This is a genomic window from Phaeobacter inhibens DSM 16374 (genome assembly GCF_000473105.1).
GTDB lineage: Bacteria > Pseudomonadota > Alphaproteobacteria > Rhodobacterales > Rhodobacteraceae > Phaeobacter > Phaeobacter inhibens.
In genome coordinates, this window is sequence record NZ_KI421498.1 from 2,825,732 (window position 1) to 2,839,007 (window position 13,276).

Consider the following 13,276-nt stretch of genomic DNA (forward strand, 5'->3'; position numbering starts at 1 on the left):
CAATTGGTCACCGACTGCATCGGCGCCATGTGCAGTCGTTCAGACCATGCGGATCACATCCTTGCTGATCGACAGAACATAGCCACGTTTGGCGATATTCTTGACCAGAAGCTCACTCACCATCTGATTGCCCAATGTATCGCGCAGGCGTTTGATCCGGGTGGCGCCCGCGGCCTCTTCGCAATCGACGGAAGGGCGGCCGGAGATCATCGCCTCAATCTCAGCACCGGAGAGCACATCGTCATCCAAACGTGCTTCAGCCAGAACCGCGAGGGTCTCCATCGCGGCTGCGGTCAGTTTGAAGCCCATGGTGTTGAGATAGACGGTGTTTTCCTCGCGGCTGATCAGCAGTTCCGTCACCTGAATGCCTGCGCGTTCGATCTGCACCATGCGCCGGTTCAGCATGACCAGCATAGCCAGAACCACCAGTGCGGCGACCATCATCATAGTGGCAAAAACCAGTAGGACAAAAATCACCATCCGATAGCTGGTCAGCGTATCGGCAAAGGCGGTGCCGGATTGGGCGAGGATCTCCAGCAGTTTGATCTCGGCCTGAGTGGTGAGGTCATTTTCGACAAAGACCCGCTCCACCCTGGCGTTGAACGCATTGGCATCCGGCAGCGTCAGCAGGAGCACGGTGCCGGCAATGACCAGGAGGGCAACAATGGTAGCAATCCCCAATGCGATGACGCGGCTGCCTGCCGCGCGCACCTCAGAAACGGAGAAAATAGGGTCCGGCATCCGCTTTCCTTTGCTCCAGCCCGTCGGGACCAAAAATGGACAGAACATTCAGCAAGGTCCAGCCTGCCGCCGATAACCTTCCGGAGATTTCCGCCTTGGCTGCGGGTTTGCTACAGGCATCGCCGATCTGGATGACACCGTAGTGCAGCCGCAGCGGCGCGTCCTGTTTTGCCTTGTAGTCGGCGTAGCATTCGGCGGCTGTGGCCGGACGTGCATCGCTGAGTATACCTGCTGCAAGACCGGCAATCAGGGCCGTGGAGATAAGGATCTGTTTCATGCCCTCACCCTGCGCATTTGTCGCGGGATATTCAATAACCACAGGTGATTGCGCGCGCTGATATTCGATAACAGGGCCGCGTTATTGCCTGTCCGAGGGGACTGACCCCAAGCTGAACGCATCGGTCATCTGACCTCATGTTTTCAGATCTCAAGGAAGGACATCCCATGTTTCGCAGCACCCGCTCCAGCGCTGATATCAAACCGCATCGCAAGTTCATCACACTGATTGTTGCCGCTGCCGTAGCAGTGACGGGCTTCTCAGCAGCGCCGGCACGGGCGGACGAAGATGTTGCCAAGGTCCTGGCGGGTCTGGCCGTTCTTGGCATCATCGGGGCCATTGTGAAAAACAACCGCGATGACGATCATCCGCAGGTGACCCGTCCGCACCGCCCGACTCACGGTCGCCCCAACCGCCCTCATCGTCCCAAGCCACTGCCGCCGCGGGTGGCGCGTTATGACCTTCCGGCGCAATGCGTGCGGTATTTCCCGCGCTACAGCCAGAGCCGGACCCTGATGGGGCGGGGATGCCTGCGTAAGCAGTACGGTTTTGAACACAAGCTGCCCCGTGCCTGCCAGGTGACTTTCTGGAACGGCAAACGCAACCGCGTTGGTTACCGTCCCGATTGCCTGAAGAACCGGGGCTATCGCATCACCCGTCGCTGAAGCGGGATCACAGGTTCGAGCAGACTTAGGGGGCTTAGGCCCCCTCTTTTTTATGCTCGTGGGGTGGCCGGGCTTGAAACTCAGCGTAAAACCCGGTCAGACCAAGGGATGGACTATCCCGATTATACATTAGAGGCGGCCGCCCATGGGCGTGGCCAGATACGCATTGCAGGCGTGGATGAGGTGGGGCGCGGCCCGCTGGCGGGTCCGGTGACAGCTGCGGCGGTGATCCTGGACCCTGAAAATATCCCCGAGGGGCTGAACGACTCCAAGAAACTGAGCGCCAAACGGCGCGAGGCGGTGGAGGCGTCTATCTTTGCGCAGGCTGAGGTGGCGATTGCCCATGCCTCTGTTGAAGAGATTGATTCTTTGAACATTTTACGTGCGTCGCATCTGGCGATGGAGCGCGCGGTTGCGGCGCTGGACCCGGCACCGGACTACCTGCTGATCGACGGCAATCTGATCCCCAAAGGGCTGCTGCAGCCTGCGGAGTTCGTGATCAAGGGTGACGCCAAATCAGTCTCCATCGCGGCGGCTTCCATAGTGGCGAAACAGGCGCGCGACCGGATCATGGTGGATTTGGCGCAACAGTTTCCCGGCTATGGCTGGGAGAAAAACGCAGGCTATCCCTCCAAACAGCATCGCGAGGCGTTGGTCAGCCTAGGGGTGACCCCACATCATCGGCGTTCATTCAAGCCAGTACACAAGATGTTGTATCAAGAGTGAACCACATCGCGTTGTTCTAAAAAACAAATTGACCTCGAATCCACGATGACTCATCCTGTGGACAACCAAAATGAGCGCAAAAATGCGCCGTGGTTATCGAGGCAGAGCAAATGAACAAAACACTGACACGGGGCGCCGAGGCGCTCCCGCTAAACGCGATCCTTGACGGTGACTGCATCGAAGTGATGTCCGGTCTGCCGTCAAATTCGGTTGATCTGATTTTTGCAGATCCCCCATACAACCTTCAGCTGAAGGGGCAATTGCATCGCCCTGACAACAGTAAGGTGGATGCCGTTGACGATCACTGGGACCAATTTTCCAGCTTTGGCGTCTACGACAAATTCACCCGCGACTGGCTGAAACAGGCCCGCCGCATCCTGAAGCCTAACGGCTCCATCTGGGTGATCGGATCCTACCACAACATCTTCAGGGTCGGCACAGCCGTGCAGGACGAAGGGTTCTGGATCCTTAATGATGTGATCTGGCGCAAGTCGAACCCGATGCCGAATTTCCGCGGCAAGCGTTACACCAATGCGCATGAGACGATGATCTGGGCGTCAAAGTCGGAAGGGGCGAAATATACCTTCAACTATGAGGCGCTGAAGGCGTTGAATGAAGGTTTGCAGATGCGGTCCGATTGGGTGATGCCGATCTGCACAGGCCATGAGCGGTTAAAGGATGACGCCGGTAACAAGGCGCATCCGACGCAAAAGCCCGAAGCGCTGCTGCACCGTATCCTTGTGGGTTCGACCAATCCCGGTGATGTGGTACTGGATCCCTTCTTCGGTACGGGCACGACAGGTGCCGTTGCCAAGATGCTTGGCCGTGAGTTCATCGGGATCGAGCGTGAGGCCGCCTATCGTGAGGTCGCGGAGAAACGTATTAAATCCGTACGCAAATTCGACCGTGAAGCGCTGCAGGTTTCCGCCAGCAAACGCGCCGAGCCGCGCGTGCCTTTCGGGCAGTTGGTTGAGCGCGGCATGCTGCGTCCGGGCGATGAGCTTTATTCGATGAATCGTCGTCACAAAGCCAAGGTGCGCGCTGATGGCACGCTGATTGGCGACAATATCAAGGGATCGATTCATCAGGTCGGTGCGCATCTGGAAAATGCACCGTCCTGTAATGGCTGGACTTACTGGTGCTTTAAGCGGGACGGAAAAACTGTGCCCATCGATGTGCTGCGCCAACAGATTCGGGCAGAGTTGCAAAACTGATCCCACCCTTTTCACAACCTGTGTGAAACCGCAGGCGCTGTCGCTTTGCCGACGGCGCCTACCTTGCCCCGCCAACCCGGCGGGGTCTTTTCGTTTTGGCATGGCGCTTCATGGGGTGCATCCGGCGGCAGCTACCGCTAATTTGTCGTAAGACCGGCGCCAATAGATGGACAAACGTCATGGCTGTAACTGCCTCCGCCCCCGCTCCAGCATTGGACAGCGATGAAGCGATTTTCACGCAAGAGAGCCCTTATGCGCTGGACGCGCTGACCGAACACAAGCGCAATGGGCTGGAGCTGGCGGTGCGGGCGCGTTGGGTTGCGATGGCGGTCACGGCGGCGTTTCTGGTCTACGTCAATCCCGAATGGGATGTTCTGTACTACCATTTCATTCTGGCGTTGCTGTGCCTGAACGGCTGGCTCATCCGCCGAGTGGGTCGGGTCGGGCAATCGCGGTTAGAGATGCTGCTGATCTTTGCAGATCTGGCGATCATGACGGCTGGCATGGTCATACCGAACCCGTTCAGCAGTGAGGATCTGCCACTGGCGATCCAGTATCGCTACGGCAATTTCATCTACTTCTTCATCATTCTGGCGGCCGGAACGCTGGCGTACTCCTGGCGCACGGTGATTGCAATCGGCAGCTGGACAGTGCTGATCTGGCTGTCAGCGGCTTTCACCGCTTGGTGGTTCGCGTCGCCCCAGGCGGGGTTGAGTGCGGCGCTCTTGGAGGCGGTCGAAGGGAACCAGTCTCTGGTTCCTCTCGTTGATCCAAACGACTTTGCTCTGCACCAGCGGCTTCAGGAAGCGATCGTGTTCTTTCTGGTCGCTGTCACATTGGGGGTGTCTTCGCGACGGTTTTACCAGCTGATTCAGAACAATGCCGGTCTTGAGCGTGAGCGCGCGAATCTTTCCCGGTATTTTTCGCCCAATGTGGTGCAGCAGCTGTCGCAGAATGATGAACCGTTGAAGCAAACCCGGCGCCAGGATGTGGCGATCCTGTTTATTGATATCATCGGGTTTACCCGCCTCGCGGCTGAGCGTGACGCCTATCAGGTGATTGATCTCTTGAGGGATTTTCACGGCCGCATGGAGCTGGAAGTCTTTCGCCATCAGGGCACGCTGGACAAATATCTGGGCGACGGTTTGATGGCGACATTTGGCACGCCCTTGGCCGGTCCACACGATGCGACAAATGCGCTGGCTTGTGCGCGGGCCATGCTGGCGTCACTGGCCGATTGGAACGCAGAGCGCCGCCGGTATGGTGAGGCTGAAATCCACGTTGGTATCGGGGTCCACTTTGGTGAGACGGTGTTGGGGAACATAGGTGCCAACCGATTGGAATATGCGGTGATCGGCAATGCGGTGAATATCGCAGCGCGGCTTGAGGAACGGACCCGCGAGCTGGATGCTCTGATTGTGATCAGTGAGGCGCTGCGGCAGCGCGTGCAGAACGAGGGTGGCCAGCTAGATTTACAAACCGGTTTTGTCGAGCATCGCGGATGCGAGTTGCGCGGGCTGACGCTGCCGATGACACTCTGGGTGCTGCCTCGTCAGGCGGATGCTCTGGCTGGGTCCGGTTCTGGGCGCTGATCCGTCGGAAGAGCCTTGTTGTAGGCGCTCCAATCGGTGATCTCAGGGTAGTACATCTGTCGCCAACGCCGCACCCGCGGGTTCATTATTCGACGCCACAGCGGCGGGATCATCGCCGCAATCGTCATTACCGGGTAGCCAAAGGGCAGCTGTGGTGCGTCGGCTGTGGTATGGTTCTGTAGCAGTGGAAACCGTCGGTCAGGCTTGTAGTGATGGTCGGAATGGCGCTGCAGGTTGATCAGCAACCAGTTCGATGCCTTATGTGCGGCATTCCAGGAGTGGCGTGGCATCACGTGTTCGAATTTGCCATTGCCCAGATATTTGCGGGTCAGCCCGTAGTGTTCAACGTAGTTCACCAATTCCAGCTGCCAGATTGCAACACCTGCTTGCACCAGAAACAGCACCAGCCCTGTGAACCCGCCCAGCAGAAACGCAACCAGCAGCATGAGCCCTTGTAGCATCCAGTAGCGAAAGAACGGATTGCGCCGATCGGTCCAAGGCAGATCGCGGCGCGCCAGCTGGGCCCTCTCGGCATGAAAGGCGGAGTGCCAGCATTGTCGTAGCACTCTCGGATAGAACCGGTGGAACCCTTCGTTGTAGCGTGCCGTCACCGGGTCGCGGGGGGTGCCGACATGGCGATGATGAACAAGGAGGTGCTCAGACCTGAAATGAGAGTACAGCACCATAGCCAGGAGGATATCCGCAAGCCATCGTTCCAGCTTGTTCTTCTGATGCATCAATTCGTGGCTATAGTTGATCCCGACAGTGCCGCTTAGGACGCCGACGCCGAAGAACACGCCAAATTTTTCAAGACCTGACAGATGTTCCGCCGCCGGGACATAGATGAGCGCGGCTACGAGCAGCAGAGCCTGCACAGGGACCCAGGCCATGGTCAGGGCGGAGTACCAGCGCAGGTCATTCTCCGGTGTGAGAGGGTCGGCGTTCTCCAGGTTGAGACCGAACACCCCGTCAAGCGCGGCAAAGAGATACCAGGTGGCCAAGGGCGGCAGCAAAATGGCCCAACCGCCATAAACTGCGGCCAGACCCACCAAGGGAACCAGCAGGAAAGACAGCCAGAACGGCAGGGCGGACTGCCAGCTGCGCAGTGTTTCGGGGGTGGTCATCATGGCGCAAATCCACTGACGTCTGAGACATTTTGCCAACTATGCCTGTGGTCCCGAAAAAAGAGAAGGGATCAGCACCCCTTCCATAGATCAAAGGCCTTGCGCATGACCGTTGGCAGATCCGTTGGTTTGAAATCATGTCGCGCGATTACGCGCTGATTTTCCTCAGCTGCGAATTCTGCAGGCAACTCTGCCAGCATGACGCGCAGGATAAGATGAAAATGCGTGAAGGTATGACGCACCTCGGCATTGAGAAGCTGCCAGTCGGCCTCAAACGGCGGTGCGGGGGCAGGGCTATCGGGGCTGTCCGTCCAGTCGCTGCCGGGCCAGCCCAACATGCCGCCCAAGAGCCCCTTGTCCGGGCGTTGTTCCAGCAGCCAGTCACCCGCAGCGCTGCGGGCCAGATAGACAATGCCGATCCGAGTGGGCTTGGGTTTCTTTGGGGTTTTCTTGGGCAGCTCTATTGCAGTCCCCGCCGCGCGGGCTGCGCAGGGCGTCCGCCATGGGCAGATGCCGCAAGCCGGATTGCGCGGCGTACAGATGGTGGCGCCCAGGTCCATCACGGCCTGAGCATGATCGCCGGGTCGCTCTGCCGGGGTGAGGGCGGCTGCTTTCTCCTTGAGCTGCGGTTTGGAGGTCGGCAGGGGAACATGGATATCGTAGAGCCGCGCCATCACCCGCTCGACATTGCCGTCCAAGACGGTTGCCTGCCGGTCAAAGGCAATGGCAGAGATCGCCGCCGCTGTATAAGGGCCGATGCCCGGTAGGGCGATCAGCCCGTCGTAGGTGTTGGGAAAGATGCCGCCATAGTCCTGCGCGACCACTCGGGCACATTTAAGCAGATTGCGTGCCCGCGCGTAGTATCCAAGCCCAGCCCATTCGGCCATCACATCCGCATCCGGCGCGGCAGCCAGATCTGCAACGGTTGGCCAGCGGCCGGTGAAGCGGTGAAAATAATCCTTCACAGCGGCCACGGTTGTTTGTTGCAGCATCACCTCGCTTAACCAGATGCGATAGGGATCCGGCCAGACGCCAGCTGCGCGGTCTACCGGGCTGATCCGCCATGGCAGGCTGCGGGCGTGCTGGTCGTACCATTCCAGCAATATGCTGCTTTGCGGTTGGCTCTGGCTGTTGAGGTCACGCATTCTTTATCCTTTGTGGCCCGGTTTCGCTGGTTCTCGCATGGCAGCCCTTTACAATAGGGCGAGCAGTCTAGCAAAACCACGGGCATGGCAGTGCAACGGACAAAATCTCGCGGGTTCAAGCGAACATCGCAGCTTCTGAATGATCAGATTCGCAAGGCCGGTGAAAGCCGGGGTTTTGCTGTGTCGCGTCTGCTGACCCACTGGGAAGAGATTGCCGGGCCTGACATCTCGTCTATCGCGCGGCCAGTCAACGTTCACTATGGGCGTGGCGGTTTTGGTGCGACATTGACGTTGCTGACCACCGGCGCCTATGCGCCGATGCTGGAGATGCAGAAGGAACCTTTGCGCAGCAAGGTCAATGCGGTCTATGGCTATAACGCCATTTCCAAGGTCCGCATTACCCAGACCGCGCCCACCGGTTTTGCCGAGGGGCAGGTCTCCTTCAAATATGCCCCGAAGGTTCGCAAACCGCAGGCGCCTGATCCGCAGGATGTGGCGGCAGCTGCTGAGGCTGCGACCGGGGTCGAAAGCGATGATTTGCGCGCAGCCTTAGAACGGCTTGGGCGTAATGTGCTGACAAAACAGAAAACTCTCAGAAAGGGGTACGAATGACCCGTTTGATGTCCGGCATCTTTGCCTCCGTCGCAGTTGCGGCGGGCGTCTATGGCTATGCCGCATTGCAGGGCGGCACGTCCATGCCCAGCAATCCGCTGATCGGAGCTGCTTACGCACAAGAGACTGAGGTGGATACCTCCGCCATCGTGGAAATGGTACAGGGTGCCGAAGATGCGCCGGTGACGCTGATCGAATACGCATCTTACACCTGCCCGCATTGTGCGAATTTTCATCAGGGCACCTATAAGCAGCTGAAGCAGGACTATATCGACACCGGCAAGGTGAAATTCATCTACCGCGAGGTCTATTTCGACCGTTATGGCCTATGGGCATCAATGATTGCGCGCTGCGGTGGACCAGAGAAATTCTTTGGAATTAGCGATCTGATCTATAAGGGGCAGTCCGACTGGGCCCGTGCCGGTGGCGCGACCGAGATTGTCGATGCGCTGCGCAAGATCGGGCGGCTTGCCGGGTTGGAAGAAGAGCAGCTTGAAGCCTGCCTGCAGGACGGCACCAAGGCACAGACCCTTGTGAACTGGTATCAGGAGAATGCGACTGAGCATGGGATCGAATCCACGCCCTCTTTCATTCTGAACGGCAAAAAGATCGAAAATCAGTCGTATGATGCGTTCAAAACGCTGATCGACGCCGAGCTGGACGGTTAATCGGCGGTCTCTCTGAAGGCATAAGAATCAGAAACCCGCCCGGTCTCCGTGGCGGGTTTTTGCGTCATATAGCCTGCAGATGTGGTTATGGTGGAGGTGGTGCAATTTCGCGAATTCGCGCCACGAGAGCCTCATCGTCGCTGATCTGCAGACGTACCGGCAGGGTTATCACCTTATTGCGGAAATTCTCCGGCAGGCGGACGGCGTCTTTTTCGGTGGTGACCATTTGCGCACCGATCAGCCTGGCCTCTGTTTCCAGTCGGGTCATCAGCGCGGTGGAGAGCGGCTGGTGGTCGTCCAGGGCTTCGCTGCGGCGCAGATCGGCGCCAAGCTCTCGCAGCGTGTCGAAAAATTTCTGAGGATGACCAATGCCCGCGAAGGCCAAAACGGGCGTTCCTCCCCAAGGCATGCCGGTTTTCAGCGGCTCAAGCGCGCCTGTGTAATGCGGACAAACCGTCAGCAGGTCCTGCCATGCTGCCCGGAACCGGGCCTGCGCATCGGGGTGCCCCAATGACAAGACCAGATCGGCACGGGCCAGACCTGTTGTGACCGGTTCGCGCAGGGGACCAGCGGGCAGGCAATGACCATTGCCGAACCCACGATCGGCATCGACCACAACAACCGAAAGATCCTTGTGCACGGCCGGGTTCTGGAAACCATCGTCCAAGAGAATGACCGTAGCCCCGGCAGCAGCGGCCGCCTCTGCACCGGCGGCGCGATCTTCTGCTTTCCACACCTCACCAAAGGCGGCGAGCAACAGCGGTTCGTCGCCAACCTGACTGGCGCGATGGCGTCCGGGATCCACCTGCACCGGCCCCTTAAGCGTGCCGCCATAGCCGCGCGTGACCACATGCGGCTCATGCCCCATGTCTCGCAGGCGTTCTAGAAACCAGATGACTGTTGGTGTCTTACCAGTACCACCGGCATTGATATTGCCGACGCAGATCACCGGCACGCCCACTCTCAGCGGGGTGCCGCCAGCCAGCCGTTTTGCGGTAGCATGGGCGTAGATATGGCCCAGCGGGGACAGCAGGGTTTTGCGAATATCGAATTGTCCGGCTGGTTTGTGCCAGAAATCAGGAGCTTTCATGTCTGTCCTCTCGCTTGTCCAGAAGCTCTTGGACGCGATCCATCAGGTGGTCGGTCATGCTGGCGCCTTCGGTGACGACCTGCCAGCCTGCCAGTGCCATTTCGGCGGCGCGATCTGGTGCTGACAGGCTCAGCACGCCTTGTGCCAGATCTTCGACGTCATCGACCTTCTGTGCGGCGCCGACCTCGGTCAGGCGTTTGTAGAGGGCGCTGTAGGTTCCTAAACCCGGTCCGTGCAGGACAGCGGAACCAAGTGCTGCCGCATCCAATGGGTTTTGCCCGTTCGCGCGCGACGGCAGGCTGCCTGCGAGCAGGCAAAGCGGGGATAGCCGGTACCAAAGGCCGCTGTCCTCTGCAGAGCTGAGCAACACTTGCGTGTATTCATCAGGTTCTTCGCCGCTGTCCCAATCGGCTAACTGCAGGCCGCTTGTGATGATGGCATCGCGCGCAGCGGCCAAGTCCTGCTCGTCACGCATGGCGACGACCAGCAACAGGCGGTGCAACAGGCGCAATACACTGCGGTGGGCGTTCAGGATTGTGGGTAGATCGTCCAGCTCAGTCTGCGATGAAAACCAGACCGGGCGGCTGCCCAATGTGGCTTGCATATGGGTGAGTTCATCACTGTTGCAGCCGGGGGGCGTGGTCGACAATCGCAAAGGATCCGTGCGTTGGATCCTGTCTGCGGCAAGGCCAAGGCGCAGCAGCTGCGTCCGTGCCTCATCCGAAGGGGTCATTATTTCGGTGAAGCGTTCAAACAGCCTGCGTCGCTGATCCGGCAACCAGCGGCTGGTGCGGTCGGGCAGTTCGCTGGCATCAATATCGACCAGCAGACTGTCCAGGTTGCGTTCACTCATCTGGCGCATAAGACCGCGGCGGAGATCCCCGCCCGACCAGATCATCAGGTCGGGCCGCCAGTGATCCAGAAACATCCGCACCTCTGCCGGGCTGTCGTCGGGCGGCGGACCCGCAGCGAGATCGTAGCCATCGACGGGGGGGCGGTTGGTAATGCTCCGGCTCCATGTCACCAGCACGGACAGATCCGGGCGCAGGGATTTCATCCGGTTGCCCAGATCGCCAAGCGCCAGATACCGCTCTGCTGAGGAGGCATGGACCCACAGCACTTCGCCCACCGGCCGGGCCGGCCAGCGGAGACTACGTTCGGTTGCGGCGGAAAGTCTCGACATGGCTAGATGGGTCCTGCTGCGGGGCACATGTCAGAGCGGGCGAAGGCCTGGGCTCTGCGGGTCGAGCGCGATGATCAGCTGGTCATGCAAGCGCGGCGGCGCGGCGATGACACCGTTGAGGGTCGGGTGTGGGTTGTTGTATCGCAATTCTCCACCGAAGCGATCACTGCAACACCCGCCTGCCTCACGCAGGATCAGATCCCCGGCAGCGATATCCCATTCCCAGCTGGGGCGGAGGGTGAGCATCGCGTCGTAGCCTGCATCTGCAACCCGTGCCATACGGTAGGCCAAAGACGGTCGATGGCTGCGATTGAAGCCTGGTACCTGACCATTCTGCCAGTGTTTGGGGTCCTGCACAGGTCGTGCCGCAAGCACGTTCGCCATGTTGAGGTCAGCTTGCGTGGAAACCCGGATCTTCGCACCATTGCAGGTCGCGCCCTGTCCACGCGCGGCACAATACATCAGGTCACGCTGGGGAAGATAGATGACCGCTGCGGTGATTTCACCATCTTCGGCAATTGCGAGCGAATGGGCCCAGGTGCGCGACCCCTCGGCAAAGCTGCGGGTGCCGTCGATCGGATCGATGATGAACAGTCTGTCATGGTCAAGGCGCGTTTCTGTGTCCTCGCTTTCCTCGGATAGCCAGCCATAGTCGGGCCGCGCCTTCAGCAGCACCTCGGACAGCATTTCGTTGACGGCAAGGTCCGCCTCGGTCACCGGTCCAGCACCGCCGGGTTTCTCCCATTTCTGCGCCTCTGGGCCACTGTAGCGGCAGGCGATGTCGCCTGCCTGCTCGGCCGCGCGGATCAGCAGGGAGAGGTCAGTTTCCGGCAAGGGTCATCCCCTCGACCAGCAGCGAAGGCACAACACGAGACAGGTGGCTGCGGGCGTCATTGGCGGGTACGATGCTGCGCAGCATGTCGCGCAGATTGCCAGCGATGGTGCATTCGTTGACCGGATAGGCAATTTCGCCATTTTCCACCCAGAAGCCTGCGGCACCACGGGAATAGTCGCCGGTATTGGGGTTGATGGTTGATCCGATCATGGAGGTCACCAGCAGGCCGGTCCCCATGCCGGATATCAGATTGGTGCGGCTGTTATTTCCCTGCGTCAGGGCGATATTCCACTGGGACGGCGAGGGCACCGATCCAACACCACGCGCTGCGTTGCCAGTGCTTTGCATGTCCAGTTTGCGCGCAGAGGCGAGGTCCAGTGTCCAGCCTGTGAGAACTCCATTGTCGATAATGGCGCGGCGTTGCGTCGCCAGCCCTTCGCCATCAAACGGGCGGGATCCCGCGATGCGCGGACGAAAGGGGTCTTCCGTTACGCTGAGCTGCGTAGGCAGGATCTGCTCTCCAAGCGCATCCTTCAGCCACGAGGAGCCACGGGCGATACTGGCACCGTTCACGGCCGCCAGCAGATGGCCGATCAGCGAGGAGGAGACCCGTTCATCAAACAGGACCGGATAGCTGCCGGTTTCCGGCTTGCGCGCGCCGAGCCGCTCGATTGCCCGCTCTCCGGCTTGTGTTCCGATATCTTTGGCGCTGCGCAGGTCGCCCTGAAACGTACGGGAGTCGCCATCATAGTCGCGCTCCATTCCTGTGCCGCTGCCCGCGATCGCCGTGCATGAGATCGACCGGCTGCTGCGCTGATAGCCGCCCGAGAACCCGTTGGTCGCCGCCATATGGACCTTGTGGGTGCCGTAGCCGGCCGCCGCAGATTGCACCTGTGTGACGCCGGGCACAGCAAAGCCGGCGGTCTCAGCGGCAAGCGCATCCTCCTGCAAGGCCGCTGGTGCCGGTTCCTCACTTGGATCAAACAGCTCCAGTGCCGCCAAATCCCAGTCCTGGGCGAGCTGGCCAGGTTCGGCGAGGCCCGCATAGGGATCTTCTGGTGCTTCGCGGGCCATGGCGACGGCGCGCTCGGCCATGGCGGTCAACGTTTCGGCCCGCATGTCCGAGGCCGAAACGCAGGCCTGACGTTGTCCGACAAAGACCCGCAATCCCAGATCAACGCCTTCTGATCGCTCAGCATGCTCCAGCGTGCCCTGACGAACCTCGATGGAGAGAGAGCTGCCTTCGGCCACCATCGCATCGGCAGCATCAGCTCCGGCCTTGCGGGCGGCATCAAGGAGTGCGTGGCTTAGGCTTTCGGGGGTCTGGGTCATGGGCACCTACATGGGTTGAACGTCACCTAGAGCTAGCCAGCGCGGCCAGATGCTGCAAGAGCGCAGACGAAA

Annotated in this window: 14 protein-coding genes; 6 read left to right on the forward strand and 8 right to left on the reverse strand. The window is 59.8% G+C overall.

The annotated features are described in order from the left end of the window. Positions 1–39: 39 nt before the first annotated feature. Together INHI_RS0117275 and INHI_RS0117280 are read right to left on the reverse strand one after the other, a co-directional pair. The gene (locus INHI_RS0117275) at positions 40–741 is read right to left on the reverse strand and encodes a winged helix-turn-helix domain-containing protein (protein WP_014881420.1); all 702 of its coding nucleotides are present in this window, start codon (positions 739–741) and stop codon (positions 40–42) included. Beyond that, the gene (locus INHI_RS0117280; RefSeq protein WP_014876252.1) at positions 713–1,018 is read right to left on the reverse strand and encodes a hypothetical protein; all 306 of its coding nucleotides are present in this window, start codon (positions 1,016–1,018) and stop codon (positions 713–715) included. The genes INHI_RS0117275 and INHI_RS0117280 overlap by 29 nt, the downstream gene beginning before the upstream one ends. Positions 1,019–1,185: 167 nt before the next feature. Here INHI_RS0117280 and INHI_RS0117285 point away from each other — a divergent pair, with 167 nt between their 5' ends. The 4 genes from INHI_RS0117285 to INHI_RS0117300 all read left to right on the forward strand — a co-directional run bounded on the left by INHI_RS0117285 (position 1,186) and on the right by INHI_RS0117300 (position 5,215). Further along, complete coding sequence (locus INHI_RS0117285) at positions 1,186–1,683, forward strand: hypothetical protein (protein ID WP_014876251.1); 498 nt, start codon at positions 1,186–1,188, stop codon at positions 1,681–1,683. Positions 1,684–1,791: 108 nt separating this feature from the next. Then, entirely contained in the window at positions 1,792–2,409 is a 618-nt protein-coding gene (gene rnhB / locus INHI_RS0117290; RefSeq protein ID WP_014876250.1) for a ribonuclease HII, read from the forward strand. Positions 2,410–2,519: 110 nt separating this feature from the next. After that, the gene (locus INHI_RS0117295) at positions 2,520–3,623 is read left to right on the forward strand and encodes a site-specific DNA-methyltransferase (RefSeq protein ID WP_014876249.1); all 1,104 of its coding nucleotides are present in this window, start codon (positions 2,520–2,522) and stop codon (positions 3,621–3,623) included. A gap of 179 nt (positions 3,624–3,802) precedes the next feature. Further along, a complete protein-coding gene (locus INHI_RS0117300; RefSeq protein WP_014881418.1) occupies positions 3,803–5,215 on the forward strand; it encodes an adenylate/guanylate cyclase domain-containing protein in 1,413 nt (470 codons plus the stop codon). Here INHI_RS0117300 and INHI_RS0117305 read toward each other — a convergent pair. After that, positions 5,176–6,339: an alkane 1-monooxygenase gene (locus INHI_RS0117305; protein WP_036767366.1), complete on the reverse strand. Its 1,164-nt coding sequence runs from the start codon at positions 6,337–6,339 to the stop codon at positions 5,176–5,178. The two genes, INHI_RS0117300 and INHI_RS0117305, sit on opposite strands and share 40 nt — an antisense overlap. 71 nt (positions 6,340–6,410) lie before the next feature. Beyond that, on the reverse strand, positions 6,411–7,484 hold the full coding sequence (gene mutY / locus INHI_RS0117310) for an A/G-specific adenine glycosylase (protein ID WP_027248420.1): 1,074 nt from the start codon (positions 7,482–7,484) through the stop codon (positions 6,411–6,413). Positions 7,485–7,568: 84 nt separating this feature from the next. On the opposite strand from mutY, the gene INHI_RS0117315 reads away from it, so the two are divergent. Next, positions 7,569–8,096: a DUF721 domain-containing protein gene (locus INHI_RS0117315; protein WP_014876245.1), complete on the forward strand. Its 528-nt coding sequence runs from the start codon at positions 7,569–7,571 to the stop codon at positions 8,094–8,096. Beyond that, positions 8,093–8,764 carry a DsbA family protein gene (locus INHI_RS0117320; protein WP_027248421.1) on the forward strand — a complete coding sequence of 224 codons (672 nt, stop codon included), beginning with the start codon at positions 8,093–8,095 and terminating at the stop codon, positions 8,762–8,764. Before INHI_RS0117315 ends, INHI_RS0117320 begins: the two co-directional genes overlap by 4 nt. An 85-nt stretch (positions 8,765–8,849) precedes the next feature. Here INHI_RS0117320 and lpxK read toward each other — a convergent pair whose 3' ends face one another. The 4 genes from lpxK to INHI_RS0117340 are packed head-to-tail and all read right to left on the reverse strand — an operon-like array spanning position 8,850 to position 13,204. Next, a complete protein-coding gene (gene lpxK, locus INHI_RS0117325; RefSeq protein WP_027248422.1) occupies positions 8,850–9,854 on the reverse strand; it encodes a tetraacyldisaccharide 4'-kinase in 1,005 nt (334 codons plus the stop codon). After that, positions 9,841–11,037 carry a 3-deoxy-D-manno-octulosonic acid transferase gene (locus INHI_RS0117330; protein WP_027248423.1) on the reverse strand — a complete coding sequence of 399 codons (1,197 nt, stop codon included), beginning with the start codon at positions 11,035–11,037 and terminating at the stop codon, positions 9,841–9,843. Before INHI_RS0117330 ends, lpxK begins: the two co-directional genes overlap by 14 nt. Before the next feature lie 30 nt (positions 11,038–11,067). Then, entirely contained in the window at positions 11,068–11,871 is an 804-nt protein-coding gene (locus tag INHI_RS0117335) for an inositol monophosphatase family protein (protein ID WP_027248424.1), read from the reverse strand. Then, the gene (locus INHI_RS0117340) at positions 11,858–13,204 is read right to left on the reverse strand and encodes a TldD/PmbA family protein (protein ID WP_027248425.1); all 1,347 of its coding nucleotides are present in this window, start codon (positions 13,202–13,204) and stop codon (positions 11,858–11,860) included. The genes INHI_RS0117335 and INHI_RS0117340 overlap by 14 nt, the downstream gene beginning before the upstream one ends. Positions 13,205–13,276 lie beyond the last annotated feature (72 nt).